At 40.4% G+C, this 26,064-nt stretch carries 28 protein-coding genes; 16 read left to right on the top strand and 12 right to left on the bottom strand.

Annotated features, from left to right (window positions below; translation table 11 throughout):
* Window positions 1-35: 35 nt before the first annotated feature.
* Window positions 36-314, bottom strand: coding sequence for a sporulation transcriptional regulator SpoIIID (gene spoIIID / locus EV579_RS11620; protein WP_008343327.1), 279 nt, complete (start codon window positions 312-314; stop codon window positions 36-38).
* A 347-nt stretch (window positions 315-661) separates the two neighbouring features.
* Here spoIIID and EV579_RS11615 point away from each other — a divergent pair, with 347 nt between their 5' ends.
* The 3 genes from EV579_RS11615 to EV579_RS11605 all read left to right on the top strand — a co-directional run bounded on the left by EV579_RS11615 (window position 662) and on the right by EV579_RS11605 (window position 2,992).
* Window positions 662-1,075: a MarR family winged helix-turn-helix transcriptional regulator gene (locus EV579_RS11615; RefSeq protein ID WP_024423697.1), complete on the top strand. Its 414-nt coding sequence runs from the start codon at window positions 662-664 to the stop codon at window positions 1,073-1,075.
* 15 nt (window positions 1,076-1,090) lie between these two features.
* The gene (locus tag EV579_RS11610; RefSeq protein ID WP_122631644.1) at window positions 1,091-2,278 is read left to right on the top strand and encodes an MFS transporter; all 1,188 of its coding nucleotides are present in this window, start codon (window positions 1,091-1,093) and stop codon (window positions 2,276-2,278) included.
* 114 nt (window positions 2,279-2,392) lie between these two features.
* Window positions 2,393-2,992 carry an undecaprenyl-diphosphatase gene (locus tag EV579_RS11605; protein ID WP_024423699.1) on the top strand — a complete coding sequence of 200 codons (600 nt, stop codon included), beginning with the start codon at window positions 2,393-2,395 and terminating at the stop codon, window positions 2,990-2,992.
* Between the two features lie 38 nt (window positions 2,993-3,030).
* Here the strand turns inward: EV579_RS11605 and EV579_RS11600 are convergent, their stop codons facing one another.
* Complete coding sequence (locus tag EV579_RS11600; protein WP_044333371.1) at window positions 3,031-4,419, bottom strand: MFS transporter; 1,389 nt, start codon at window positions 4,417-4,419, stop codon at window positions 3,031-3,033.
* A gap of 199 nt (window positions 4,420-4,618) precedes the next feature.
* Here EV579_RS11600 and EV579_RS11595 point away from each other — a divergent pair, with 199 nt between their 5' ends.
* The 5 genes from EV579_RS11595 (at window position 4,619) to EV579_RS11575 (ending at window position 8,701) form a co-directional block, all read left to right on the top strand.
* Entirely contained in the window at window positions 4,619-5,464 is an 846-nt protein-coding gene (locus EV579_RS11595; RefSeq protein ID WP_243837421.1) for a transporter substrate-binding domain-containing protein, read from the top strand.
* A 42-nt stretch (window positions 5,465-5,506) separates the two neighbouring features.
* Window positions 5,507-6,184 carry an amino acid ABC transporter permease gene (locus EV579_RS11590; RefSeq protein ID WP_080652918.1) on the top strand — a complete coding sequence of 226 codons (678 nt, stop codon included), beginning with the start codon at window positions 5,507-5,509 and terminating at the stop codon, window positions 6,182-6,184.
* A 10-nt stretch (window positions 6,185-6,194) separates the two neighbouring features.
* Window positions 6,195-6,935 carry an amino acid ABC transporter ATP-binding protein gene (locus tag EV579_RS11585; RefSeq protein WP_034622553.1) on the top strand — a complete coding sequence of 247 codons (741 nt, stop codon included), beginning with the start codon at window positions 6,195-6,197 and terminating at the stop codon, window positions 6,933-6,935.
* Window positions 6,936-7,127: 192 nt separating this feature from the next.
* A complete protein-coding gene (locus EV579_RS11580; protein WP_024426325.1) occupies window positions 7,128-8,336 on the top strand; it encodes an ammonium transporter in 1,209 nt (402 codons plus the stop codon).
* Between the two features lie 17 nt (window positions 8,337-8,353).
* Window positions 8,354-8,701 (top strand): P-II family nitrogen regulator, encoded by a 348-nt coding sequence (locus EV579_RS11575; protein ID WP_024423704.1) that lies wholly within the window; start codon window positions 8,354-8,356, stop codon window positions 8,699-8,701.
* Window positions 8,702-8,785: 84 nt separating this feature from the next.
* Here the strand turns inward: EV579_RS11575 and spoIIQ are convergent, their stop codons facing one another.
* A complete protein-coding gene (spoIIQ, locus tag EV579_RS11570) occupies window positions 8,786-9,682 on the bottom strand; it encodes a stage II sporulation protein SpoIIQ (protein ID WP_034281210.1) in 897 nt (298 codons plus the stop codon).
* 116 nt (window positions 9,683-9,798) lie between these two features.
* Between spoIIQ and EV579_RS11565 the strand changes: the two genes are divergently transcribed.
* A complete protein-coding gene (locus EV579_RS11565; RefSeq protein ID WP_029706351.1) occupies window positions 9,799-10,308 on the top strand; it encodes a GNAT family N-acetyltransferase in 510 nt (169 codons plus the stop codon).
* 32 nt (window positions 10,309-10,340) lie between these two features.
* On the opposite strand, the gene EV579_RS11560 is transcribed toward EV579_RS11565, so the two are convergent.
* Genes EV579_RS11560 through EV579_RS11550 form a run of 3 tightly spaced genes read right to left on the bottom strand, consistent with a single transcriptional unit; the run spans window position 10,341 to window position 13,226 of the window.
* A complete protein-coding gene (locus EV579_RS11560; protein ID WP_024426327.1) occupies window positions 10,341-10,871 on the bottom strand; it encodes a TlpA family protein disulfide reductase in 531 nt (176 codons plus the stop codon).
* Window positions 10,868-11,425: a MauE/DoxX family redox-associated membrane protein gene (locus EV579_RS11555; protein WP_044333378.1), complete on the bottom strand. Its 558-nt coding sequence runs from the start codon at window positions 11,423-11,425 to the stop codon at window positions 10,868-10,870. The genes EV579_RS11560 and EV579_RS11555 overlap by 4 nt, the downstream gene beginning before the upstream one ends.
* A 1-nt stretch (window position 11,426) precedes the next feature.
* Entirely contained in the window at window positions 11,427-13,226 is a 1,800-nt protein-coding gene (locus tag EV579_RS11550) for an ABC transporter ATP-binding protein (RefSeq protein WP_103131714.1), read from the bottom strand.
* Between the two features lie 98 nt (window positions 13,227-13,324).
* Here EV579_RS11550 and EV579_RS11545 point away from each other — a divergent pair, with 98 nt between their 5' ends.
* The gene (locus EV579_RS11545; RefSeq protein ID WP_024423710.1) at window positions 13,325-13,834 is read left to right on the top strand and encodes a thioredoxin domain-containing protein; all 510 of its coding nucleotides are present in this window, start codon (window positions 13,325-13,327) and stop codon (window positions 13,832-13,834) included.
* 46 nt (window positions 13,835-13,880) lie between these two features.
* Here EV579_RS11545 and EV579_RS11540 read toward each other — a convergent pair whose 3' ends face one another.
* Window positions 13,881-14,276 carry a hypothetical protein gene (locus EV579_RS11540; RefSeq protein ID WP_024423711.1) on the bottom strand — a complete coding sequence of 132 codons (396 nt, stop codon included), beginning with the start codon at window positions 14,274-14,276 and terminating at the stop codon, window positions 13,881-13,883.
* 525 nt (window positions 14,277-14,801) lie between these two features.
* Between EV579_RS11540 and EV579_RS11530 the strand changes: the two genes are divergently transcribed.
* The 4 genes from EV579_RS11530 (at window position 14,802) to rpsN (ending at window position 17,083) form a co-directional block, all read left to right on the top strand.
* Window positions 14,802-15,224 (top strand): DUF5362 family protein, encoded by a 423-nt coding sequence (locus EV579_RS11530; protein ID WP_024426331.1) that lies wholly within the window; start codon window positions 14,802-14,804, stop codon window positions 15,222-15,224.
* Between the two features lie 144 nt (window positions 15,225-15,368).
* Window positions 15,369-15,518, top strand: coding sequence for a 50S ribosomal protein L33 (rpmG, locus tag EV579_RS11525; RefSeq protein WP_024423713.1), 150 nt, complete (start codon window positions 15,369-15,371; stop codon window positions 15,516-15,518).
* Window positions 15,519-15,600: 82 nt separating this feature from the next.
* A complete protein-coding gene (locus tag EV579_RS11520) occupies window positions 15,601-16,797 on the top strand; it encodes a GTP-binding protein (protein WP_103131715.1) in 1,197 nt (398 codons plus the stop codon).
* Between the two features lie 16 nt (window positions 16,798-16,813).
* Entirely contained in the window at window positions 16,814-17,083 is a 270-nt protein-coding gene (gene rpsN / locus EV579_RS11515; RefSeq protein WP_103131716.1) for a 30S ribosomal protein S14, read from the top strand.
* A 254-nt stretch (window positions 17,084-17,337) separates the two neighbouring features.
* Here the strand turns inward: rpsN and moaA are convergent, their stop codons facing one another.
* Entirely contained in the window at window positions 17,338-18,345 is a 1,008-nt protein-coding gene (gene moaA / locus EV579_RS11510; RefSeq protein WP_029707486.1) for a GTP 3',8-cyclase MoaA, read from the bottom strand.
* Window positions 18,346-18,355: 10 nt separating this feature from the next.
* A complete protein-coding gene (gene fdhD / locus EV579_RS11505; protein ID WP_122631639.1) occupies window positions 18,356-19,144 on the bottom strand; it encodes a formate dehydrogenase accessory sulfurtransferase FdhD in 789 nt (262 codons plus the stop codon).
* Window positions 19,145-19,278: 134 nt separating this feature from the next.
* Here fdhD and EV579_RS11500 point away from each other — a divergent pair, with 134 nt between their 5' ends.
* Complete coding sequence (locus EV579_RS11500) at window positions 19,279-20,544, top strand: L-lactate MFS transporter (RefSeq protein WP_133744475.1); 1,266 nt, start codon at window positions 19,279-19,281, stop codon at window positions 20,542-20,544.
* A gap of 82 nt (window positions 20,545-20,626) precedes the next feature.
* Window positions 20,627-22,975: an FdhF/YdeP family oxidoreductase gene (locus EV579_RS11495; protein ID WP_133744474.1), complete on the top strand. Its 2,349-nt coding sequence runs from the start codon at window positions 20,627-20,629 to the stop codon at window positions 22,973-22,975.
* 51 nt (window positions 22,976-23,026) lie between these two features.
* Here EV579_RS11495 and EV579_RS11490 read toward each other — a convergent pair whose 3' ends face one another.
* From EV579_RS11490 to spoIID, 3 genes are all read right to left on the bottom strand, one after another.
* Window positions 23,027-23,704 (bottom strand): VWA domain-containing protein, encoded by a 678-nt coding sequence (locus tag EV579_RS11490; protein ID WP_133744473.1) that lies wholly within the window; start codon window positions 23,702-23,704, stop codon window positions 23,027-23,029.
* A gap of 83 nt (window positions 23,705-23,787) precedes the next feature.
* Window positions 23,788-24,486, bottom strand: a complete 699-nt coding sequence (locus EV579_RS11485) for a VWA domain-containing protein (RefSeq protein WP_034622539.1) — start codon at window positions 24,484-24,486, stop codon at window positions 23,788-23,790.
* A gap of 322 nt (window positions 24,487-24,808) precedes the next feature.
* Window positions 24,809-25,834 carry a stage II sporulation protein D gene (gene spoIID, locus EV579_RS11480; protein WP_024426338.1) on the bottom strand — a complete coding sequence of 342 codons (1,026 nt, stop codon included), beginning with the start codon at window positions 25,832-25,834 and terminating at the stop codon, window positions 24,809-24,811.
* Window positions 25,835-26,064 lie beyond the last annotated feature (230 nt).

The following is a 26,064-nucleotide window of genomic DNA, read 5'->3' as shown; positions in this document are numbered from 1 at the left end:
ATATATATATCATGTTTATGAACAAAGAACTAAGCTTACTGTTTCACAGGTTCGCCTTCTAGAATTTCTTCTTTTTTATACTTTAACTTGGTGGCTTCTCCTCCTCGCAAGTGGCGGATTGATTTATGATAATCCAGTATCTCCTTCACTTCATTAGCCAGATCTGGATTAATTTCTGGCAGTCTTTCTGTTAGATCCTTGTGTACAGTACTTTTAGAGACTCCAAATTCTTTCGCAATAACACGAACGGTTTTCTTTGTCTCCACGATATACTTTCCTATCTTGATTGTTCGCTCTTTGATGTAATCGTGCACACCACTCGACCTCCCTAAAATGGATGTGAGAAGTGTGAAATGAGATCCGTATGAAGATTATCCATTTTCAGCGGCGCTTGTTCGTCGTAATTTCTCATCCATTAGGTAGTAAATGCCAAACACGATCCCTCACCTCAAACACTCTCTTTGTCAGGTTTGTAACAGTGTATTAGCATTGAATAGGGAATATGCTAAAAATGAAGATGGGACAAGGGATTTATCAGAAAAGGCAAAACAAAAAATCATTTCGGGGCGCGAAAATTTCCACTTTACAAGAAAGGGTTCAGCACGTAAAATAGAAAAGGTGAATTTATTTACCTAGCTAAATATTTAAAAAAGGTGAGCATATGGATACGTTAAATAGAGAGTGTTTACATCAAATACATCAAGGCGCACGGCTGCTGTCTAAAAAGGCGAACGAAGCGCTTGCTGCTTATGACTTGTACATGTCCCAGTGGACTGTGCTTTTTTGTTTGGATACATTCGGCCCAAAAACCCAAAAAGACATCTGGACATATTTAAACGTCGAAGCACCGACCATCACCAGAACCGTCACCCGCTTAGAAGCAAACGGCTGGGTGAAACGTGTACAAGGCAAAGACAAACGTGAGAATCTGATCGTGATGACAGATGATGCAAAAGCCCGATTTGAAGAAATCAAACGCACGATGGAACAATTTGAAGAAGAATGTCTTTCAGATTTTACCTACGAAGAAAAACAACTCCTCCATACACTTTTACACAAATTATCTACTGAATAGGAAGTGACATACATCATGAACGAACGCATATGGACAAAAGATTTTATCATGATTGTCCTGGTGAATTTATTTACGTTCACCTCTTTTTATGCCCTTTTGACATTACTGCCCATTTACACAATGGATGAACTAAATGGAACAGAATCACAGGGCGGTCTCCTTGTGACGGTCTTCTTATTGTCTGCTATTGTGACAAGACCGTTTTCTGGCGCCATTATTGAGAAATTCGGCAAAAAACGGATGGCGATTTTCTCTTCTACAGCCTTTGCCTTACTCACTTATTTATACATTCCGATTGATCAATTCCAAACGCTTCTTGTGCTGCGTTTCGTACAAGGAATCTTTTTTAGTATTTTGACGACAGTCGCCAGTGCCATTGCGGCTGATATGATCCCTAAACATAAACGCGGGGAAGGACTCGGATACTTTGTGATGTCCATGAACCTCGCTGTTGTCATCGGTCCGTTTATCGCACTAAACCAAGTAGGAAAAATAGGATTTCATTCCTTATTTGTTCTCTTTTCCATTATCGTGACGATCGGAGCCGCTTTTACAATGCTAATTAGACAGCCAGAGCCTGAAAACGGCGGAAGCATCGTCTTCCGATTCACGTTTTCTCACCTGTTTGAAAAAGGCGCATTAAAAACAGCGGCCGTCGGTATTATTATTTCTTTCTGTTATTCGCCGATTATTTCATTTATTTCAGTATATGCCAATTCACTCCATTTGATGGGTGCAAGCAGTTATTTCTTCATTGTGTTTGCGGCTGCAATGCTTGGATCACGTCCATTTACAGGCAGACTTTTTGACCGAGTTGGAGCTCACGTTGTGATCTATCCTTCGATTGCCCTTTTTGCTATTGGTTTATGGATGCTGACAGCGACACATTCAGCCACAATGCTTCTTCTATCAGGCGCTGTGATTGGACTTGGCTATGGTTCGCTCGTGCCATGTTTACAAACACTTGCGATTCAGCACTCACCAGCTCACCGTACGGGGTATGCGACGGCTACTTTCTTTACTCTGTATGATACAGGCATTGCGGCCGGCTCATTTGTCTTTGGACTCCTTGTCAGCTTCACAGACTTTTCAAATGTGTACCTCATTGCAGGCATTGTTGTCTTGCTGAGTATGGGCGTCTTTTATTGGAGCGAACGAAAACCCCAGGAAGCAAATGCACAAAAGGTCTCCCTTTCAGAATAAAAGGATACTATTTTAAACTTCGCCGGAAACATGCTAAAATATAGGATATTTCATATAGAGCATACAGGCTTTTTTGAAAAATAGTTGGCATTAAGCGAAAGTATAGGTGATGTTTTGAATTACGAATTGTTTAAAGTCATACACGGGATGGCTCACCATTCTGAGTTTTTAGATCAGGCCATGATCTTTATTACGAAAAAGGCCATTCTTGTGTACGCCCTTGTCTTATTGATTTGCTGGTTTTTAGGGAATCACAAATTTAAGAAGCATGTCTTCTTTTCCGGTGTAACAGGCATTGCAGCACTTATCGTCAACTTTGCCATTACATTGTTTCATTATGAAGAGCGGCCGTTTGTGGCGCATAAAGTCGACACACTCATCCCGCATTCAGCAGACGCTTCCTTCCCAAGTGACCATACAACAGGTGCATTGGCTCTTTCACTAGCCATTCGATCCCGTAATAAAAAGCTCGGCAACATATTGCTCGTCTTTGGATTACTTACAGGATTCTCCCGCATCTGGGTCGGTCATCATTATCCATTTGATGTTTTAGGCAGCTTGGTCGTATCGATTGTGGTTGTCTTTATCATGAATAAATTATGGAAGTTCTTTGACTCTCCTATTGATCGTATCGTGACATTTTACGAGACAATTGTAGGGAAAATTTTCAGAAGGAAGACAAAGGATCAGGGTTCAGACCTGTCCAACTCTTAAGCGGCCTTGCGATAACGTGATGAAGATTCTTCTCTCACTTATCGCGCCGCTTTTTTTATTGGCGGTCTCCCTCTAACCATACTTGAAAAATAAAGACTGACGCCAATGCCAATAAGAGAAATGATGATCAACGTCCAGCCTAATTGCGCAAAATGAGCACCAGCAATTTCTTCCCCAAACAGCATACCAAGCACAGCAGACGACAGAATAGAACCAAGGTAGCGGCATGTTTGAAAAAGTCCAGAGGACGTGCCAATCATTTGCTGAGGACTTGCCTTGAGCATCGCAGCTTGAAGCGCAACATTCCCTATCCCATAACTGAGCCCAAGCAGCGCCAGAACCAATCCTTTTCCCCATAATGGCGCAGGAATAAAAAAGAAAGTCATGGCAGACGCTCCAGCCAGCATCAATACAGCACTCGCTAAAACTGGATGGCGTTCATCCCCGCGATCCACCCACTTTCCTGTCAGCGGCGACACAATAATGCTCACCCCTGACATACACAGCATAAAAAGACCCGTCATCTCCACACGCCAGCCTAACTCATCCTGAAAATAACTCGGCAAACCAAAAAAGAGACAATAGAAAAAGATATTTAAAATGATAAATTGCACATACACAAGTGACAGCCGCTGCTCTTCTCTGAACATCCGTATTTGAATAAACGGTTCATCCACCTGATACTCCCACCAGATAAAAGCGCCTGCACTCAGGAGACAAAGAATGCCTTGAACATATTGAATGCCATCACCCAGTGATAATAAAAATGAAAGGAGGAGAACAATGCAGACGGTAAAAAGAAGCATCCCTGGCAAATCGAGTGTTCGCACAGTTTCGCCTATGCGCAGCTTTCTCTTTTTCTGCTCCTTCGGAAACAACAATAAACCGAGAAAGAAACTGATCAAAATAAACGGCAGATTCACTAAAAAGATAGCCGGCCAGCCGCCAATGGTCATCAGAAATCCGCCAAGCGTCGGTCCAAGCGCCGTCATCGCTGAAGCAAAAATGGATAATACCGCTAACGCCGAAGCCTGTCTTTCTTGAATATGATCCCGAATGAGTCCGACCCCAGAAGGATAAATGGCACTGCTTCCAATCGCCTGTAACAAACGGATCACAATCAGCACCGCAAACGTTGGGGCAAACGGCGCGCAAATGGCTGAGACTGCGACAAGAACGAGACCGAATAAAAATAAGGTTCTCCGGCTCATCACATGATCCCCAATCCGGCCGCTCACTGGCTGTGTTACTGCACTGGCTAAATAAAAAGAAGAAATAAGCCAAGATACGGTCGTAAACGACAAACCGAATTCATGCTGAATTTGATGCAAGGCCAAAGAAATCATTGATGAATTCAGCGGATTCAACATCGTTCCAAAGGCAATAGCGGTTAAAAAAACTTTTCGATTGTCTCTCCACTTGTTCATACACTGACCTCCTTTTTGCAACCCTTTCGTTATTATGAGATTCATTTCCCTTTTTTACCCTAATCAATTCAAGTTCTCTCTTAGAAAAGCAAGACATACATTCTAAAAAGGACGGTTGTTGGAATAACACATATAAAATTGAGAATATGAGGAACAAATGGTAAGATGCTACACATATTGAAAAGCCTACTTTCTCCTTATATGGAGAACGGCTGAAAAGGAGGAGAAGCTTATTATTAAAAAAAGACGGTTTTGGGTCCCAGCCCTTTTCTCGGTTGCAGTATTACTTCTGTCTTCGTGTGGTTCAAATGAAACAAATGGGAACGGAGATAAACGTAATTCTACAGCGAAAGGGTCGCCAATTTTGGAGGATGGAAAATTTATTTTTGCAGCATCAGGTGAATTTCATCCGTTTAGTTACATGGATGGAAATCAGATGTCCGGCTTTGATATCGACGTAGGCAATGCGATTAGTGACAAACTAGGTCTCGAACCTATACAGAAAAAATATAAATTCGCAGGCATCGTCGAAGGCGTGAAAGCAGGTAAATTTGATGCGGCGGTTGCAAGTCATACCATCAATGAGGAACGAAAAAAACACGTCCTTTTTTCTAAGCCCTATTACTACTCTGGTCCGCAAATTTTCACAAGACCCGGATCAGACATTCAGCATGCTGATGACTTAAAAGACAAAGAAATTGCTGTATCCAAAGGATCGTCCTACGCTGATATTGCTAAGGAACATAGCGGGCAAGAACCAAAATATTATGATAGTGATGTCGTCGCCTTAGAAGCACTGGCCAAAGGAAAACACGATGCAGTCGTAACAGATTTCGCCACAGGTGCAGAAGCGATGAAGAAAAAATTGAACATCACAGCGCAGGAAAGACTCGGACAAAGTGAGCAGGCAATTGCTGTATCAAAAGAAAATGAACAGCTCATAAAAGAGATCAACGATGCGATTGACGCACTAAAAAAAGACGGAACATTAAAACAAATTAGCGAAAAGTACTTTGATGAAGACATCACGGTCAAACAAGATTAAAACCACGATTGTGCGCCTTTTTTATAGGCGCACTTTCTTCAAATGGAGATGATTGTTTTGCCTACCCTATCACACTTTTTTCAGACACTGATTGATTCTAGAGGTATTTTCTTAGAAGGAATGCTGATCACCTTACAGCTGACGGTGATCAGCATCTTCATCGGTATGTTCATCGGGCTTTTCTTTGCTTTATTGAAAATATCCCGCATAGCCGTTTTCGGTTATATCGCCAATGCGTATATCTTTCTTGTACGCGGAACACCACTGATTGTTCAAATTTTCATCCTATACTTCGGCCTCACAGAATTGAATATACCCGACTTCTGGGCTGCTTCCATTGCGCTCGCCTTTCATAATGGGGCCTATATAGCGGAAATATTTAGAGGTGCCATCCAATCCATCGATCAGGGGCAAAAAGAGGCAGGACGATCTCTTGGGATGGGTCGTTTTTTAACAATGAGACGCATCATTCTCCCTCAAGCGATGCGGCGCGCCCTCCCCCCTCTTGGCAACCAGTTCATTATCGGCTTAAAAGATTCATCACTCGCCGCCTTTATCAGTGTCAATGAACTATTTAACGTCGCCACCACGCAAGGCTCCAACAGTTTTGATAATATGACGTATTTACTTGTTGTCGCCGTCTATTACTTAGTTCTTGTCCTGCTGTTAACATTCGCTGTCCAAACCTTTGAGAAGAAACTATCAGCCAGTGACCAATAGGAGGAGAAGCATGACAGAATCAAAGGAAATCATTCGTGTTGAAAAACTCAATAAATATTTTGGAGAGCTTCATGTTTTAAAAGATATCGATCTCACTGTTTATGAAAATGATGTGGTCGTCTTAATTGGCGCAAGCGGTTCTGGAAAAAGCACCCTGCTCCGCTGTATGAACTTTTTAGAAATAAAAAATGATGGAGATATTATCATTGATGGCAGCCCTGTTCATCCAAAGCGCGATCAATTAAACGAAATGAGACAAAAAATAGGGATGGTGTTTCAGCATTTTAATCTTTTCCCGCACAAAACTGTGCTTGAAAATATCATCGAAGCGCCTGTTATGGTGAAAAAAACAAAGAAAGCGCAAGCCATCGCTGAAGCCAGCGCCTTGCTAGAAAAAGTCGGACTTGCGGATAAAGCCAACGTATATCCTTCTAAACTATCAGGCGGCCAAAAACAGCGTGTAGCCATAGCCAGATCTCTCGCCATGAAGCCTGATGTCATGTTATTTGACGAACCTACGTCTGCCCTTGATCCAGAGCTTGTAGGCGAAGTGCTGCAAACGATGAAAAGCCTCGCAAAAGAAGGCATGACCATGGTCATTGTCACACATGAAATGGGCTTTGCGAAAGAAGTTGCCGATCGTGTCGTCTACATGCACGAAGGCCGCATCGTCGAAGAAGGCGTCCCTTCGGAATTGTTTGATTCTCCTAGGGAGGAACGTACAAAACTGTTTCTCAGCTCCATTTTATAGGTCAAACGCCCTTCATTTTTAGTGCTTAACTTACGTTTTTGCTCATTTTTTACGAACTTTTCATCCATTTATATTGAACTTAACCAAAAAACCATGTCAGATAAACTTACATGTATATGTTATATATGACTTTTCTCTCTATAATGAAGAATTAAGAAAACAATAATTCTGAATGATTCGGGGGAATGCAGCATGCAAATGGGTGATACAGTATTTATGTTCTTCTGCGCACTACTCGTGTGGTTAATGACACCGGGTTTAGCTTTATTCTACGGAGGACTCGTGAGGAGCAAAAACGTGTTAAGCACAACCATGCACAGCTTAACGTCACTAGCGATCGTTTCAATCGTATGGATCGTATTCGGTTATTCCTTAGCTTTTGCACCAGGCAATGCATGGATCGGAGGATTAGACTGGGTGGGCCTGAAAGGCGTAGGTTTTGAGCCTGGTTCCTATAGTGAGACCATTCCACATTCATTGTTCATGATGTTTCAAATGACTTTTGCCGTCTTAACAACAGCCATCATCTCAGGAGCCTTTGCTGAACGGATCCGCTACTCAGCAGTCGTTGTATTTACACTCCTTTGGGTCACATTTGTATATGCTCCAGTCGCACACTGGGTATGGGGCGGCGGTTGGATTGGCGAGATGGGTGCTCTTGACTTCGCAGGCGGAAACGTGGTTCACATCTCATCCGGTGTTGCGGGTCTTGTCGTGGCGATTGTGCTCGGGAAGCGTAAAGAAGCAGCAAGCTCTTCTCCGCATAACTTGATCTACACCCTTCTTGGTGGAGCTGTCATCTGGTTTGGCTGGTTTGGTTTTAACGTTGGTAGTGCTCTTACATTAGACAGCGTGGCCATGTTTGCCTTTATTAACACCAATACAGCTGCTGCTGCAGGAATCATCGGCTGGCTGTTAGTAGAGTGGATGATCAACAAAAAACCAACCATGCTCGGCGCGATCTCTGGAGCCATCGCAGGTCTTGTCGCCATTACACCTGCCGCAGGCTTTGTTACACCGTTTGCTTCTATTATAATAGGAATCATTGGCGGGATCGTCTGTTTCTGGGGAGTCTTTTCACTCAAAGCCAAATTTGGCTATGATGACGCACTAGATGCATTTGGCCTTCACGGAATTGGCGGTACTTGGGGAGGAATTGCAACAGGACTATTCGCCACAACTTCTGTCAATGACGGCGGAGCCAATGGCTTATTTTACGGAGATCCTAGCTTACTTTGGAAGCAAGTGGTCGCGATTGTTGCTACGTACGCTTTTGTTGCCGTTGTGACATACGTGATCATCAAAGTGGTCAATGTCTTCTTCAAAATTCGTGCAACCGAAGAAGAAGAATCAGTGGGTCTTGATTTAACCATGCACGGTGAAAAAGCTTATCAAGATTAAAGAAAAGGGGTGTCTCTATGAGCAAAATGTATAAAGTGGAGATTGTCACACGTCCAGCTAATTTTGAAACATTAAAGGTGGAGCTTGGAAAGATTGGTGTCACCTCGATTACCTTTTCAAATGTACACGGCTGCGGCTTACAAAAGGGACATACAGAGCTATACCGCGGCGTCAAAAAGGAAAGCAACGTGTACGAACGATTAAAGATCGAAATCGTCCTAAGCAAAGTACCTGTCGAACAGGTCGTAGAAACAGCTCAAAAGGTACTTCGTACAGGCGAACCAGGGGATGGGAAAATTTTTATATATGAGGTAGCGAATACAATCAACATCCGGACAGGTGAAGAAGGACCTGCCGCCCTATAGTGTATCCTCCGCCGAGTGGCGGGGGATCTTTTTAAGCAGAAAAAACCTCTGCATATTCATATACACAGAGGACCTTGTAAGACATTAAGATTGTTTTGTTTCTTCTGACTGACTGCTGTCTTTAGAGGAATCAGAAGACTTTTCTTGATCAGAGGATTTACCCTTCTCATCAGACTTTTCTTCAGATTTTTCTCCAGCTGGCTCTTTGGCTTTATCTTCAGCAGCAGGTTCTTTCGTTTTTTCCTCAGTCTTTGGCTGAGCAGGTTCTTTTGCTTGTTCCGTCACTTCTTGCGCTGCTTTTTCAATTGTAGAAACAGGCTTGTCAATGAAGCTAAGCGGATTAAGCGCTAAACCTTCCATACGAATTTCAAAATGCACATGGTTGCCGCTTTCAGCACCATATAGATTTTTACCAGAAGCACCAATGACATCATTCTGCTTGACTTCATCGCCTTCTTTGACACTCACTTGTGACAACGATTGATAAACAGTCGATAATCCATCTTCATGTTCAATTTCAACAACGTGACCAAGAACTGGATCTTTTTTCGCTTGAACCACTGTTCCACTAAGAGCAGCTGTGACATCAAACACTTTGCCATCTTTATCTGCAAGATCAATACCTTTGCTCAAGGTATAGGTGTTATTATAGTTTACAAGTGCTGCTTCTTTTTCTTTTTGGTCAGCATCTGCTTCATAGAACTTTTTCACGACAGAAACATTATCAGAATTCTGGACCGGCATTGCGACATTTTCAATTGGCTTTCCAACTTCAACGGCATCATCGCGCTGTTCTTGCCCTGTTTGATTTCCATCAGATAGTTGGTCTTTCACATCTTTTGATACAGCTTGATACCAAAGAACGGCTGTTAACACGACCGCTGCGCTGACCAAGTAAATAGCAGGGAATACCCAGCGCTTACGGAAAAATTGCTGAACTTTTGTGATTTTGGAAGTACGTTTCTTTTCTTCCTCTCTCATTTTTCATCACCTCAGCAACATTCTGAACACTTTTCAAAAAATATATACACACGAAATCATTTTTCTTTTTATTTTGCGCAATCGCATCAATAATATGTATGATAAATGAAAAAAAGATGGGAGACTTAATTGTGAAAACTTTCAACCGTATAGCAACAGAAGATGACCTCAAAGCGATCGTTGATATCTACAATTCAACCATTGCTTCAAGAGAAGTGACCGCAGATACAGAACCAGTTTCTGTCGAGGACCGCCGGCAATGGTTTTTGAATCATTCCGAGAAAAGACCTCTCTATGTGAAAACAGATGAGGATGGAAATATCTACGGCTGGCTCAGCTTTGAAACCTTTTACGGAAGACCTGCATACAACGGGACCGTTGAAATGAGTATCTATTTAAACCAAGACTATCGAGGAAAAGGCTTAGGATCACTTTTCTTGCAAGAAGCCATTGATTTAGCACCATCATTAGGCATTCGAACGTTACTTGCCTTTATTTTCGGGCACAACGAAGCTAGCATTCGACTATTTAAAAAGCACGGCTTTGAGACATGGGGCCACCTGCCACGCATCGCAGAAATGGACGGCAGCAGATACGATTTAGATATCCTAGGAAAAGAATTATAAAACGAGCGTCTCCCTGAAAAAGAGACGTTTTTTTATGACGCATGTAACAGCTGTTCAAACTGTTTCGCATTTTGAAGAGATTTTCTTTGCAGAATGATACCATGTTCATCAATGAGAATCGCTTGTGGAACAACCGTTACCCCGTATAGCTCCATGATTTGTGAAGAACGAGTATACACAGCCTGGGACGGCAGCAATTCAAGGATCTGCGTATCATCCGCCTGTTCATCCCCATTAATAAAAATGAATTGAGTATCATCAACAGCGATTTGCTGCTGCAAGTCTGCTAAAATGCTTTTGCACGTCATACAAGTAGAGTTCACAAATAACAGCATCACAGCACTCCCGCTTTGAAAATATTCCTTCAAAATGACCTTCTCCCCTAAATGGGAATAGCTTCGAAATAACGGTGCAGGCTCCCCCACATCCGCTTCCTTTAATTCAATTCCATCAAGGGTTTTGATTTTATTCATAAATTTTCCGATAAAACGGGCGAGCAAAAATATCACAGCCAGCTGAGCAATGACAATGAATAACACAATAATCAATAGAATATCTGTCATTTCACATCGTCTCCTTCTATAAATAATTCAAATTGATTGATCCATTTTCTTTTAAACATTAAGACTTCTTGACCCACCGCTATTATGAAAGAGACAGCCACGGCAATGAGAAAACAAATGATGTTATATTGCCATGGAATGGTTTCTGCATAGGGATGCACATAAAACAATCCGATCACAAGAGCCAGCATCGACACATTGCGAATCACAATTCCCCAGTGAAGGCGTTCATTATCAAGCAGTCCACCACAGCCGCAAGAAATATCACGATGTCCTCTCAATAAATTGAAGGTCACCGCTCCAGTATAAATACTTAAAAGTGCTGTAAGACCAATCGCAGGTACAAGAGTCATATGCCATACGAATAAAAAAACAGTACAAACCAATTCTGCAGTTAAAAACAAATAAAACATGGGTCCCGTGAAAGAAGAAGGCAGCAGCCGATAAGCATTCATCTGCTGCATATGTGCCGTCTGTTTTTTTACTTTATCAAGCCAAGCACCAGCAAAAATGATACCTAATAAATAGACACCTATGTAATAAAAGACACTCACCTTACGCCATCTCCTTTTGTTGGAATAATTGAGATTGTGCCTCGTAAAGCCTTTTGTACTCTCCATTTAACACCATCAGTTCATCATGGTTCCCCTCTTCAACGAAAGCACCATCTTTCATTACGATTATACGGTCTGCTAAACGAGCTGCTCCCATTCGATGTGTGATAAACAAGACACCCTGATCCTGCGTGTGATCGAATAGCTTTCGAATGAGTGAAATTTCCGATAGTGGATCAAGAGCAGAAGTTGGTTCATCTAAAATGATAAAATCACTCTCTCTAAAGAAGGTTCTAGCCATCGCGAGCTTTTGCCATTGTCCGCCAGACAGTTCATGGCCTTCTTCAAAAAATCGGCCAAGCTGCGCATCATACATTTCTTCCATTTGATGAATTCTTTTCTCTATGCCTGCTTGCCGTGCAGCTGAGATCATCCGCTCTCCCTCGTCCATATGATCAATACGGCCAAACCCGATGTTTTCTTTCACAGTGAACTCGTACTTCATAAAATCTTGAAAAAGAACAGCCATTCTCGCATGATATGACTTTTTATGAATAGTAGAAATGGACTCACCGTTCACTTTTTGCATGTTCGGCTGATCTGGATCATATAAACCGGTCAAACATTTGATCAAGGTGGTTTTACCTGATCCGTTATCCCCCACCAATGCAATACGTTCACCTTTATTGATATGAAAATGTATATGCTCAATGGCAGGTGTTTTCATATTCGGATAAGTAAAAGAGAGATTTTCAAGTGTAATGGACTGAATACACTCGATTTTTCGAAGCGATGCTCCTTCTTCTGTCTGCTCATGAATTTCTTCTTCTCTCTTTTGAAAAGCTCTCATTTCATCAACATAAAGACTTGTTTCATATAAACTAGAACATTCTCTTGTTAAGTCCTGAAAACCACTTTGGATGTTTTGCACCGCTTGCAGCACAGCGACAAATGTCCCGGCAGCTAATTTTTTTTGAAAAATAAGAAAAACAATAAAAAGACCGCAGCATACATAGGCAAATGTCATAAGCAATCCGCCCGCCATCTCCCAGCGGACTTGCCGCTTAAGCAGTTTATATTTTTCATCTGCACTTTTTACATAATGATCTTTCCATTTCTGAAGAAGATAATTCCCGATTCCATATAAACGGATTTCCTTCAACGAATCCCGTTGTGCGACAAGATCGGACACATACATTTCTCTTCTGTCATTGGCTGTTAACATACGGTTTAATTGATAACGCGCTCCTCCAAAGAAAAGATCAATCCACAAGACAGGCAGGGTAAACACGATCAGAATGACCGCCAAGCCCCAATGGATACCGATCATATAGATAAGAAGTGATACAACAGTAATCAATGCGCTCATGATGGTAAAGATACTTCTAACCATGCTCAGAACATGCTGATGACTGTTCATCACACGTTGACTTTCATTGTAAAAAGACGGGTGTTCAAATGTAATAAACGGCAGCCTGATCGCCTTTTGAAGCAATTCACCCTTCAAATGCAGACCAATCAAATTTGTCGCTTTCTGCTGGCTAAGCTGAAGAATGAATTGAAGCCCATATCCTAAAACCACAATGACCATTTGCAGCCCAAATAACCACAAAACCTTTTGAATGTCTCCTGAAGACGTCATGAATAAAATAATTTCATTAATCAAAGTTTGAATAATCCAGACACTAGCCAAAGGCATAAAACCAACGATCACTTGGATCAACAAGGTTAAAAGAAGATAAGATCGGCTTCTTTTCCAAGTATAGGAGATTGCATATAAACAATGGTTCACTGTACTCATCAAACGCTCCACCTTACACCATTTAGTATAATTGACATATTTTTGATATTTATATTATGATAGCTTTGCGTAACTTTACTCTGAGAGGACGATATACGATGAATTCAATCCTACTTTTACAGCTCACTCTTATTCTTTGCAGCCTATTATTAACGATCGGAGTCATCATCTATTTAAAACAACAAATGGAACTGATCATCTTACCGATACAGCATGTTGGACAAAAACTTGTGCATCCGCTGCTTGAAAAACCATCACCTATTCCAGTGAATGATTTACTGCAAACTAACAACAAGCAGCAGCTACTTATTTTCACTGATACATCATGTCCGCATTGCATCCCATCACTTGAACAATTCCTAGAAACGAAAAAGCAGCGTAAATTGGACGTTCCATTTAGTATTTTGCTAAAGAATGGGCAAAAAGAGGATCAAGAATTATATCGTGATAATAAAACCAACATGCGAATTATCCCTGTGGACGAGCAAATGATAGACGCATTCCAAATTGAAGAATTTCCTTATTACATTATGGTAGAAGAAGATGAAATCATCTCATACGCAGCACCTTTTCCGGATGGTCTTTATTCAAGGATATCTGCAAAATAAAGATAAATGAGGCATGTGAAGACTATCAAACACATACCTCATTTTTTTATTGTGGATCTGACTGAACATCTTGATCTTTTTCTCCTGCAGCAGCTTCACTCGCTTCACCTGAAGCCTGTTCCTCAGCTTGTTCAAACTCACTCCGAGCCTCATTTGAAATGTCTACTTGGTCACCATGCTCATTCACAGTAACAGACGAAGAAGACGTCTCTTTTTGAGCCTCTTTCTCTAGTTCCTTTAATTTAGAAACATGAAGTTCTAAATCTTTTCCTTGCTGAACTAAAGTAAGTTGTTGAAATAATGCCTTTCTCTCTTCTGGAGAATGGTCACCTTGAACAATTTGAGCCGCTTGGGTTAAAAAAGAATTTGATGTTTGACCCGCTTGACGTCTATTTGACGTCTGCATAGCATTTGTTAAGAATGAAATTGAAGATATGCTCATGCGTTCACATCCTATTAAATATGATCCTTAGATTTAGCAGCCACATCTAACGCGTTCTTGACTAGTACAAATCTCACCTGTGTCACGATCCACGTAGTAACGGAAAGTTCCAACACCTTGAAGGAAACAAGTCGGTGCTGATTTACATGAAGTGACTAATTTTTGCAAAATACATCTTGCAGCTGCAGGTTGAACATTGGTCATCTTGTTTAAGAAACGATCTAACATATGAATTCCACCTTCCAATTTTTATGGTAACACAACACAATAATAACCAATTACTAGACAACTAACAACATATTTTGATAAATTTACTAATTATTTTTTACTACCAATCTTATTTATGACATAATTTGTTGATAATTTTTATAGTAAATGTTACTTTTTTCTTATTTGAAAATAATTTATTTATCTGTAAATAATGAAGTGAAGATAGAAACATTTTAATTAAACAACATTCACTCTTCCTAAAGCACTACTTACTCAAGTATGATAAAGAGTGAATACATAAAGGAGTGAACACCATTGCAACAAACTGAGAAAATCATTCAATCTCTTCATTCAATCGTAAAGTGGGGAAAGGTTGGTAGCATCTTTCTCTATATTTCAGGCGGTCTGGCTATTCTTATTGGTTTTTGGCTTGTTCTTCCTGCAGCCCTTGGCGTCTTCCTCATTATGATGGGAATTCATGTACAAAAATCTGTAAAAGCAGCTGAACACTTGATTCAGGCTCCAGATACTTCTTACGAAGAATTATTAGAACAGTACGCTAAGATGATGAAAATGCAAACACTGTTTGCCATTTCAAGTATTGCCGCAGTTATTCTTTCATTCATTGCTATCGTTTTGATACTTATACTAGGCGGGTTAGCCTTCCTCCAAGAAATTCCTTATGATGTCCAGCAGTATGAAGGTGATTACGAACAAGAACTCGGTGACTTTTATTAATGGAGAGGGGTATCAATAGTCATTCGATACCCCTTTTGTTTTTATCATTTGACTTGGATCATTCTCCTATGCTTGACATTCAGTCTTGATCATTTTAAAATACAAATCGTAACTATTACGAATTAAAGGAGGTTCCTATTACTTATGCGCGTGAATATTACGTTGGCCTGTACTGAAACAGGTGACAGAAACTACATCACAACAAAAAATAAAAGAACGAATCCTGACCGATTGGAGTTAAAAAAATATTCTCCTCGATTAAAGAAATATACCCTTCATAGAGAGACAAAATAAATTTTTTAGATTATAAATCGTAATGATTACTTTTTAAGCGAGGCGGAAAACAAAATGATCGTTTTCAAAAGGACAAAAACAAATGAATAAGCGTATACCTGTTACAGTATTAAGCGGCTTTTTAGGAGCAGGAAAAACAACGATATTAAATCATGTTCTTCAAAATCGCAAAGGATTAAAAGTGGCTGTGATCGTCAATGACATGAGCGAAATTAATATTGATGCAGAACTAGTCAAACAAGGCGGAGAGCTTTCTCGATCAGATGAGAAACTCGTTGAATTATCTAACGGCTGTATTTGCTGCACTTTAAGAGAAGACTTGTTAATCGAAGTAGAACGCCTTTGTAAAGCGGGTAATATTGATTATATTGTCATTGAATCAACCGGAATTAGTGAACCAATTCCCGTCGCTCAAACGTTTTCTTATATTGATGAAGAAATGGGTATAGATTTGACCCGCTTTTGCCGGCTAGATACGATGGTCACAGTAGTAGATGCAAATCGTTTCTGGACTGATTTCCAGTCAGGAGAGAGTTTATTAGATCGTAAGGAAGCGGTTTCCGATGACGACGAGCGAGAAATTTCCGATTTACTCATTGATCAAATTGAATTTTGTGACGTGCTTATTATCAATAAATGTGATCTAGTATCTCCCTCTGAATTAGATCGACTTGAGCATGTGCTGAACAAACTACAACCAGAAGCATCTATCATCAAAACCTCAAAAGGTATAGTACAGCCAGATGACATTTTGAATACTGGTTTATTCGACTTTGAAAAATCAAGTGCCTCTGCTGGGTGGATCAAAGAAATCAACGCAGGACATGGTCAGCATACACCGGAAACAGAGGAATACCAAATTTCATCTTTTGTTTACGAAAGAAGACTCCCTTTTCATACCGGCAGACTGAATGCTTGGTTAGATCAAATGCCTGAGCAGATCGTTCGTGCGAAAGGTTTTACTTGGCTTGCCACACATCATGATTTAACCATTTTAATTTCACAAGCTGGGAAATCTGTTGCGATTGAACCAATTGCATACTGGATTGCTGCTTTGCCTGAACAAGAAAAAGCACGGATATTAAATCAGGAACCAGAGCTTCTAGATGAGTGGGACGCAGAGTTTGGTGATCGCCATACAAAACTTGTGTTTATCGGTGTAGATTTGCCTAAAGCAGAAATCATTCGTACTCTTGATCAATGCTTGCTCACACCTGAGGAATTTGATCAAAATTGGACTACATTTGAGGACCCCTTTCAATGGAAAATACAAAATTAGGCCAGGAGGGTTTTAATTGGCAAAGAAATCTAAGATTGCTAAAGAAAAAAAACGACAGCAGCTTGTATTGAAATATGCAGAATTAAGGAAAGAGTTAAAAGAAAAAGGTGACTATGAAGCTTTACGAAAATTACCTAGAGACTCTTCCCCTATCCGCTTAAAAAACCGCTGTGAATTAACGGGCCGTCCCAGAGGTTATTTACGAAAATTCAAAATGTCTAGGATTGCTTTTCGTGAGCTTGCCTATAAGGGTCATATCCCTGGAGTGAAAAAATCGAGCTGGTAAAGAATGATTTGATCTTATCACAGCACTCGTAAAAGTAAAGCCGCACACAATGAGGGAAAATCTATTTTCCAATCTTATCTCAATCTTTTTGAGGTGCAAAATAGCAATTTAAAAACCAGCAGAGATTCTGCTGGTTTTTTATAGTGACTGAGTTCATAAGATAAAAAGACCTGTTTTCAAAAAAGGATTTTCAACCACGATTATGACATTTTCTCTTCTTTTCAAAAATACATGATCATGATACTTTATTGTCATTACCCACCGATGTATGACATCTCAACCTTTTTCTGATCTTTTTTCTGCTCTCTCTCGGCTGAATATTGGTCATGTCTATTCGACCATAATTCCTTTAACCTGTTCGTTAATTCTTCATTATCCTTTGTCGTACGAATCATCTGTTTCAGATCAAAACCCGATGATGCAAACAGACATGTAAATAATTCCCCCCGTGCAGACAGCCTTGCTCTGTTACATGTTCCACAAAAAGCATCTGAAACGGAAGAAATAATGCCTATCTCTCCTGAACCATCTTTGTAAAAAAATCGTTTGGCTACTTCACCTGTATATTGAGGAGGTTCTGGTTTGATAGGATATGTTGAATCAATTAATTCAATTATTTCTTTCTTTGTCATGACATGTTCTAGATTCCATTTATTCGTATTACCGACATCCATAAATTCAATAAATCTGAGAACGTGTCCTTCTTTTTTGAAGTAAGCTGCCATTGGTAAGACATCCTGATCATTCACACCTTTTTGAACAACCATATTAATCTTGATAGCAAGTCCAGCCTTTTTTGCAGCCTCAATACCATCAAACACTTTTTGGATAGAAATATGCCTTCCGTTCATTTGCTTAAAACGGTCGGGATTTAATGAATCTAAACTAATGGTGACTCTATTAAGACCAGCTCTCTTCAACTGATCAGCATATAAAGGTAAAAGCGTTCCATTGGTTGTCATCGCAATGTCTTCAATCCCTGGAATGTTTGCGAGCTTTTCTATTAAGACAGGCAGATCTTTCCGCATTAAAGGTTCTCCGCCCGTGATGCGTATTTTTACCACACCTAGGTTCTTTACAAAAAGGGTAGCAAGTCGTTCAATTTCTTCGAAACTAAGCAGTTCTTCTTTTTTCAAGAAAGGATAATCCGGTCCAAAAATTTCAGCAGGCATACAGTACGTACATCTAAAGTTACAACGATCAGTTACTGATATTCTTAAATCGCGCAGTGGTCGATGTCTTTTATCTAAAATACTGACCATACTTTGCCTCCTATTCTGTAATACGCTGAGGATGCGTGTAAATGTTAAAGGAATTCCCTCTGACGAATCCAACTGTCGTAATATTTAATTCTTCTGCCATTTTAAGCGCCAGCTCAGTAGGTGCTGATTTTGAAATGACGATAGACACTCCTAGTTTTGCTGCCTTCAATAGAACTTCTGACGATATCCGGCCGCTGAAAACAAGGATTTTATCTCTAAGTGGAATTCGCTGAAGTAAACAATATCCATAAATTTTATCTAAAGCATTATGTCTTCCTATATCAGTTCTAGTGATGAATAGCTTCTCTGTGTCACACAGTCCAGCATTATGCACTCCACCAGTATGTTGAAATAATTGGCTTTCTTCTTGCAAACACTTCATGAGATGCATACAGGTTTCAGCAGAAATACTGATTCGATCAATGGCCGTTTTTGCCGTCTTCACATCTTGAAGGAAATAAAAGTGTCTTCCTTTCCCGCAGCATGAACCAATCACTCGTTTTGTAAAATCTGATGAATCAAATCCACTTGAGTGAACTAAATCAACATAGGCAAAACCCATACTTTCATCTATTGTAAACCTTTTAATCTCATTTTCAAATCGAATGACCCCTTCTGAAGCCAAAAAGCCGATAACCAATTCTTTCAGGTGCTCTGGTGAACAAACAAGCGTCACAAATTCTTCTCCATTCACCATCACAGTTAAAGGATATTCTTCTACAATTTCATCAGTTTTGCAGGTAAACTGGCCTTCACGGTATTGGTGTATGACTCGTTTCTTTTTAACAGAAGAATTCATTGTATGATCTTCCTTTCAATGCAAATTTAGTTATATGATCCAATCAAATTGTGATATTATTTTAAAAAGTCATAAAAATGTAACATATTTCTATCTTATCAAACTTCTTGATTGCTTTATATGGGGGGAACAAAATGAACAAATCGAAAAATCGCTGGCTCATCGCAGCAAGTGCTGTAGGAATTCATTTATCTATTGGGTCTGTTTATGCTTGGAGTGTTTTTACGAATCCTTTACATGAAGCCTTTCAGTGGTCATTAACAGAAATAAGTCTCACCTTCAGTATTGCTATTTTATTTTTAGGTTTATCTGCTGCTTTTATGGGACATTTCGTTGAAAGGTATGGTCCAAGGGCATCGGGGCTCTTCTCAGCTATTTTCTTCGGCATCGGAATGACTGGGTCAGGATTCGCTGTCCACATGTCCTCACTGCCTCTCCTCTATTTATTTTATGGTGTACTCGCTGGAATTGGTTTAGGGGTAGGCTATATTGCACCTGTATCAACTCTAGTCAAATGGTTTCCGGATCGAAGAGGTCTTGCAACCGGCTTAGCCATTATGGGGTTTGGGTTTGCTTCTCTTATTTGCAGCCCAATTATTCAATATCTCATTGAAAAAATGAATATCGCAAATACTTTTTATATTCTTGGAATCTCCTATTTTATCATCATGGTGATCTCATCTCTTTATTTATCACCACCAACACCTGATGACGTCAAACAATTTGATGTATTTAAAACAAAGAAAAGAAAAATCCCTCAAGATTTATCACAGCTTACAGCAAATGAAGCGATCAAAACAAGACGTTTTTATTATTTGTGGCTTATGCTTTTTATTAATATCACATGCGGAATCGCTATTATTTCAGTAGCGTCACCTCTTGCCCAAGAAAGTGTTGGGTTCACTGCAGGTGCTGCAGCTACTCTTGTGGGCATTTTAGGTGCTTTTAATGGTTTAGGACGCATTGGCTGGGCATCGTTTTCAGATTATATAGGAAGACCGAATACGTATACGATTTTTTTCAGTATCCAGCTCATTGCTTTTCCATTACTCCCCTATTTAAAAGAACCGCTCATCTTTTCAATCGTTATGGCAATCATTTATACGTGCTATGGAGGAGGATTTGCTTCAATTCCAGCCTATATTGGAGATTTGTTTGGTACAAAGCAGCTTGGTGCCATACACGGTTATATTTTGACTGCTTGGGCCGCTGCGGGATTAGCAGGACCACTATTTTCATCCTTCATCCGAGATATAACAGGTAATTACACACAAAGCCTTATGGTGTTCTCTGGCTTATTTTTCATTGCTTTTATCATATCACTTCTCATTCGAAAGGATATTCAGCAGCTAAGAGAAAAAAACCTATCTGCTGCTTCCTCTGTCTCAGCCCGATCTTAATTTGAATTTGACAGAATCACAATCTAAAGGTAATTTTTAGATATGAAAACGCTTTACAAAGTAATAGGAGGGTGATGATCTCATGGGGAAAACAAAACATAAGGGGCCTGTTAAACTCAATAAAAAACCCTCACCAAAGCTATGGGCCTCTTTTGTACCAATGGGGCTTGGCAAAGTGAAACCGAAACACATTCGAGATACGATGAAAGTGGCATGGGAGAACAAAGATAACCTTCCCTACGCGTACCGTATTTTAACGCAGGGTGTTTGTGACGGCTGTGCCCTTGGCGTCTCAGGACTGTATGATCAAACGCTCGCAGGACCTCATATATGCACCACAAGACTAAATGTGCTTCGTCTTAACACAATGCCAGCTATTGATCCAAAATGGTTTGAAGATATTCAGCAGCTAAAGCAAATGGACAGCACCTCTCTTCGCAAGCTTGGTCGGATTCCTTATCCATTGATTCGAAAAAAAGGTGACAATGCCTTTACACGTATTTCTTGGGATGATGCACTAGATCAAATCGCAGCTAAAATCCAATCAATTGATAAACGGCAGCTTGCTTTCTATTTAACCGCTAGAGGAATTACAAATGAAGTTTATTATACGGCTGCAAAGGCTGCTCGATTTATAGGGACGAATCATATTGATAATGCTTCTCGCATTTGCCATTCACCAAGTAAAACCGCTCTTAAACGGTCCCTTGGCATCGGTGCTTCCAGCTGTAATTACAGTGATTGGATTGGAACGGATGTATTAATTTTTTGGGGATCTGTTGCAGCAAACAATCAGCCTGTTTCCACTAAATATATGTACGCTGCTAAAAAGAAGGGAACAAAAATTATCGTCATCAATCCGTATAAAGAGCCTGCTATGGAAAAGTATTGGGTTCCTTCTATTCCAGAGAGTGCTTTATTCGGTACAAAAATTGCAGATGATTTTTACCAAGTCAATATAGGCGGAGATATTGCGTTTATGAACGGCGTCATCAAGCATTGGTTTGACATGGAGCAGCATGCTCCCCATTCGGCTCTTGATCACGAATTTATTCAAAAACATACAACAGGCATACAGGATTTAAAGCAGCATGTCGCACAATTGAAGTGGGAAGACCTAGAAGCATCATCAGGTTTATCAAAAGAAAGAATGAAGGAATTTGCGACACTGCTTGCCAATGCTAATTCAGGCGTTTTTATTTGGAGTATGGGCCTTACTCAGCACCGCTTTGCAACTGATAATATATCACAGGTTGCCAACCTTGCCATGCTGCGCGGATTTATCGGCAGAAAACATTGTGGTGTCATGCCAATTCGGGGGCATAGCGGCGTCCAAGGTTCTGGTGAAATGGGCGCTGATCCATTCGTTTTGCCGGGTAGTGATTTTGATGACGAGAATATTGAAAGAATCGAACGTATATGGGGGTTTGACATTCCTAAATGGCATGGTGACACCATTGGGCAATCCTTTGAGAAGATGGCTCTCCCAAAAGACCATCCACAAAAACTCAAAATGCTGTTTACGAGTGGCGGAAACTTTTTAGAAACGATGCCAAATCCGGAAGCGATCGAAAAAGCATTATCTGAACTTGAACTCCGTGTTCACCAAGATATCATTTTGAATACCTCTACGCTGGTAGACGCTGAAGAGGCGGTGATTGTGCTGCCTGCTATGACAAGGTATGAACAACCAGGCGGCGGCACATCAACCAGTACGGAACGCATGGTATATTTCAGTCCAGAAATTGAAGGACCTCGTATCGAGGAAGCCAGAGCGGAATGGGACATTTATGTTGATCTTGCGAAGAGAGTCCGGCCAGAAGATGCCGAGCTGATACATTTTGAAACAGCTGAAGACATTCGTCGTGAGATTGCGGTCGCCAACCGAAATTATGATGGCATCCAGCATTTACGTCACAAGGGAGACGTTTTTCAATGGGGAGGCGCATGGCTTTGTGAAGATGGCGTGTGTCCAACACCAGACGGCAAGGGACATCTTCTTCCTGCCCAGCTGCCTCAATATCGAAAAACCGAAGGACATTTCAATATCACGACAAGAAGAGGAAAGCAATTCAACTCCATGATCTACAGTGAAAAGGATGCCTTTAATGGTGGAAAACGTCATTCTATCCTAATGAATGAAGAAGATGCAAAAGAGCTTTACGTCCAAGAAGGTGATCCAGTTGTTCTCTTTAATCAATATGGATCCTATCAAGGAGTGGCTCAATTCGGAGAGTTGAGACGCGGCAATATCGCAGTTTATTGGCCGGAAGGGAACGTTTTAATTCCTAAAGGTGTGTATGAGAGCTACTCACAGATTCCCGAGTATAATACGGCTGCCATATTAGAAAAAGCCGAAACCTTCCATGCAAGAAAGGATCAGCATTATGTGGAGAAACGAATTGATGAATTAGAAACGACTTTGAATTAATCGTCAACTTAAAAACAGCTGGGGTTGTTTTCCCCAGCTGCCATTCACTCTCTACCGACCAAAAGTGCTCGCTTCCTGTTGAAGAATATGGTTCAATTCTTCGGCATTTGCAGCCGGTTGATATTGTCCTCCACCCGCTTTTGCAACAGATTTAAGACTTTTTGCTTCCTTTTCATTCACATCGAAGCCAATGATATTGACGATTGTATCTATTCCGTCTTCATGTAATTCCTTTGCTGCTTTTGAAGGGCTTCCACCACAAGTTTCTTCACCATCACTGACAACATAGACAATATTTTTCCCTTCAGCTTGGTGATCTTCAAAATCTTGTTTCGTATCCGTTAATGCTTTTGCAAGTGGTGTCCAGCCAGTTGGCTTATACACATTCAGTGCTTGTTGAAATGTTGATGGCTCATATGATCCAAATCCGTAAACGGCTTCAGAACTTGAACAAGAAACGGCTTTCCCTGCATTTTTATTGGTTCCTTCATGACCAAACACACGAAGTAGAACTTGTGTATCTTCTGATAAAATACTCGCAAAGCTTTGAATAGACCGTTTGGCGATTTCAATTTTCTTTTCACCTTCAACTGACTGTGCCATGCTGCCGCTTAAATCGAGTAATATTACCACATGAGCAGGCGGCTCCTGTTTTGTTACAGCATGAGCTGGTGAAGAAAGAAGCAGGACAAGGCTAGCCAAAATGGTTAATACGATATTTCTTTTCATCAATAAAGACCTCCCTTTTTTACTTTTGTACAGAAAAAGAGAAACGAAAGCATGAATCAATCGTTTCCCTTTTGTTCAGCAAGTTATTCGTGTAGTTTTAATGATTCTGCTGAAAAGATAGATCCCATTTCTTTACCTGTGCTTGCTTGGTAGTAATGGCCTTTACCAGCTTTGGCTACTTGCTTCAATTGACCTTCATAGCCATCGTTAAAGTCTAACCCGATCACATTTACAACAGTTGATCCTTTTGAGTTATGCAATTCTTTTGCTACTTTTACTGGATCTCCGCCACAAGTTTCTTCACCATCAGTGATTAAGTACACAATATGCTTTGTTCCCTCAGTAAGCTGCTCATCCGCTTGCTTTGCATTTTCAAGTGCACGTGCAATCGGTGTCCAGCCAGTTGGCCCAAGTCCGTTTAAAGAGTTCTCAAAGCTGTCTTTTTCATATGGCTGTACGCCGTAAACGCCTCTAATGACTTCACATGATTGAGCTTTACCTGAATTTTTGTTGTTTCCTTCAGAACCAAACAAGCTCATACGAATTTTAGCGTCTTTTGGAAGTGACTGAGCAAATTTAAATACCTCTTGTTTGGCGAGATCAAATTTGCGCTCTCCCTCAACTTTTCTTGCCATGCTTCCACTTGCATCAAGCAAGATTGTGACTCTTACATCTTTATTATGTTTTTTGACTGTAGATGCTTCTGCAAATACTGGTGAAGAGATTGACATAGATAATGTCAATACAGCTAAGGTTACGAGTGAGAATACTTTTTTCAACATAATTTTCCTTCCTCCTTATGTATTTAATTGAAACACCTTAATCGTAAATTATTCTGTCTTGGAATGGTATAGGACTCGGTCCCTTTTTCTCTTTCATCAAAATCACTAAAATTCTGTCAGATGTCTAGATATTTTCACCTAACACACCCATTATCCTCTCGTTTTCTCTGTCTTTCGAGGGACTTTGTATCGGCCATCGGTTCTTATCGGGACGTAAATGTTTAAGTTTTCCTTCGGTGCGTCTTAAGTCGCAATTTGTCACATTCTGTTCAAATCTCTTTGAACACACAAAAAAATGCCTCATTTCTGAGACACCTTTGATTTATTTTTTAGCCATATACGTGTTGAGAAAACGATCGGCTGATTCGATTTGAATTCCTTTATAATAATGTTTCACGATGGCATCTACTTTTTTGCCTGCCTGCGCCATATAATGCGCACCATATTGACTCATGCCTACACCATGACCATATCCTTTTGTTGTAATGACAATCTGCTGGCCCTTGCGTTCCCATGTAAAGTCCGCTGAATGAAGGCCTAGTGATTCCCGAATGTCTCGGCCTGACAGTGTTTTACCGTTGATCACGGCTTTCGCTACTTGGTTTCCTGGTGTCCGTTCTACAATCTGTCCGACCTGAGCCTGCTGAGTGAGTGTCACACCTAATTTTTGCTGAAATTCACTGACCGAGATGGTTTTCTTATTTTGAAATTTTGGCGATTTTTCGTCCCATTTACTTGAGACACTTTTCAAATAAGGGATTTCGTTTTTCCAATAGGCTTCGGCATTTTCCGTTTTTCCGTTACTTGTTGAAAAGAATGAAGCATCAATTGGTTTCTCGTCATAAGTCAGCACTTTTCCTTGTGTGCTGGCGACAGCTTCCGTGACCTTTTTTAATTTCCAATTGTACGCTTTCCCCCAAATTTTCTTGAGTTCCTGTTTGTTTTTGTAAACTTGGAACATTTGGGTATCATCTACAAGAGAGCCCTTAGGTGATTTGACAGTCTTATCACTGATCATTTGTCTGACGATATACGTTCTTGCTGCGAGCGCCTGTGCTTTGAGTGCTTCCATTTCAAAATCAGCTGGCATTTCAGATGCTACGACACCGATCACATACTCTTCTAAGGGGATGTTTTCTACCTGCTGATGAGCTGAGCGATAGACGGGGATAGCGACGGGTGATTGCTTCAATTTGACTGAACCCTTCACTTCTTTTTTAACTGATGGTTCTGCTGCTACGTGCTGGCTTGCCGCCGGTTTCCCTTGGAACGTCGGCAACACAAGTAATGTTGGAATCATTAAAATAATGATGCATATTCCTGCGATTGTCCATATCATTGGTTTCATATTTGGCTGCCCCCATTTGTCATTGAATCTCTTTTATCCTATGGGCAGGGACAAGCTAATATGACAGCTTCTTTCATTTAGTGGACAAGTCTTTTATGAAAGGTATGGGCCTGTTCTTAGAATGGATTTTACTGTTCGTCTGTATGAATAAAATTTAAGATGGTTGGATACACTAATGATAAGCTTCGTGAAATGAGGCATTCTATGATTCTAAAAAAAAATCAGCATGC

This window comes from Bacillus sp. BK450 (assembly GCF_004364885.1).
In the GTDB taxonomy this organism is placed as follows: domain Bacteria; phylum Bacillota; class Bacilli; order Bacillales; family Bacillaceae; genus Bacillus; species Bacillus safensis.
The sequence above is the reverse complement of the archived record's forward strand: the minus strand, read 5'-3'. Positions and strand labels throughout refer to the sequence as shown.

Excerpts from the sequence above, each read along its gene's own strand:
- EV579_RS11560 (WP_024426327.1), bottom strand. The coding sequence starts at position 10,871 with ATGACAGATATTCTATTGATTATTGTGTTATTCATTGTCATTGCTCAG.
- EV579_RS11545 (WP_024423710.1), top strand. The coding sequence starts at position 13,325 with ATGAATTCAATCCTACTTTTACAGCTCACTCTTATTCTTTGCAGCCTA.
- spoIIQ (WP_034281210.1), bottom strand. The coding sequence starts at position 9,682 with ATGAGAGAGGAAGAAAAGAAACGTACTTCCAAAATCACAAAAGTTCAG.
- EV579_RS11520 (WP_103131715.1), top strand. The coding sequence starts at position 15,601 with ATGAATAAGCGTATACCTGTTACAGTATTAAGCGGCTTTTTAGGAGCA.
- EV579_RS11490 (WP_133744473.1), bottom strand. The coding sequence starts at position 23,704 with ATGAAAAGAAATATCGTATTAACCATTTTGGCTAGCCTTGTCCTGCTT.
- EV579_RS11550 (WP_103131714.1), bottom strand. The coding sequence starts at position 13,226 with ATGAGTACAGTGAACCATTGTTTATATGCAATCTCCTATACTTGGAAA.
- EV579_RS11600 (WP_044333371.1), bottom strand. The coding sequence starts at position 4,419 with ATGAACAAGTGGAGAGACAATCGAAAAGTTTTTTTAACCGCTATTGCC.
- moaA (WP_029707486.1), bottom strand. The coding sequence starts at position 18,345 with ATGGTCAGTATTTTAGATAAAAGACATCGACCACTGCGCGATTTAAGA.
- spoIID (WP_024426338.1), bottom strand. The coding sequence starts at position 25,834 with ATGAAACCAATGATATGGACAATCGCAGGAATATGCATCATTATTTTA.
- EV579_RS11540 (WP_024423711.1), bottom strand. The coding sequence starts at position 14,276 with ATGAGCATATCTTCAATTTCATTCTTAACAAATGCTATGCAGACGTCA.
- EV579_RS11585 (WP_034622553.1), top strand. The coding sequence starts at position 6,195 with ATGACAGAATCAAAGGAAATCATTCGTGTTGAAAAACTCAATAAATAT.
- EV579_RS11580 (WP_024426325.1), top strand. The coding sequence starts at position 7,128 with ATGCAAATGGGTGATACAGTATTTATGTTCTTCTGCGCACTACTCGTG.
- EV579_RS11615 (WP_024423697.1), top strand. The coding sequence starts at position 662 with ATGGATACGTTAAATAGAGAGTGTTTACATCAAATACATCAAGGCGCA.
- EV579_RS11610 (WP_122631644.1), top strand. The coding sequence starts at position 1,091 with ATGAACGAACGCATATGGACAAAAGATTTTATCATGATTGTCCTGGTG.
- EV579_RS11495 (WP_133744474.1), top strand. The coding sequence starts at position 20,627 with ATGGGGAAAACAAAACATAAGGGGCCTGTTAAACTCAATAAAAAACCC.
- EV579_RS11485 (WP_034622539.1), bottom strand. The coding sequence starts at position 24,486 with ATGTTGAAAAAAGTATTCTCACTCGTAACCTTAGCTGTATTGACATTA.
- EV579_RS11590 (WP_080652918.1), top strand. The coding sequence starts at position 5,507 with ATGGAGATGATTGTTTTGCCTACCCTATCACACTTTTTTCAGACACTG.
- EV579_RS11565 (WP_029706351.1), top strand. The coding sequence starts at position 9,799 with ATGGGAGACTTAATTGTGAAAACTTTCAACCGTATAGCAACAGAAGAT.
- EV579_RS11575 (WP_024423704.1), top strand. The coding sequence starts at position 8,354 with ATGAGCAAAATGTATAAAGTGGAGATTGTCACACGTCCAGCTAATTTT.
- fdhD (WP_122631639.1), bottom strand. The coding sequence starts at position 19,144 with ATGAATTCTTCTGTTAAAAAGAAACGAGTCATACACCAATACCGTGAA.
- rpmG (WP_024423713.1), top strand. The coding sequence starts at position 15,369 with ATGCGCGTGAATATTACGTTGGCCTGTACTGAAACAGGTGACAGAAAC.
- EV579_RS11500 (WP_133744475.1), top strand. The coding sequence starts at position 19,279 with ATGAACAAATCGAAAAATCGCTGGCTCATCGCAGCAAGTGCTGTAGGA.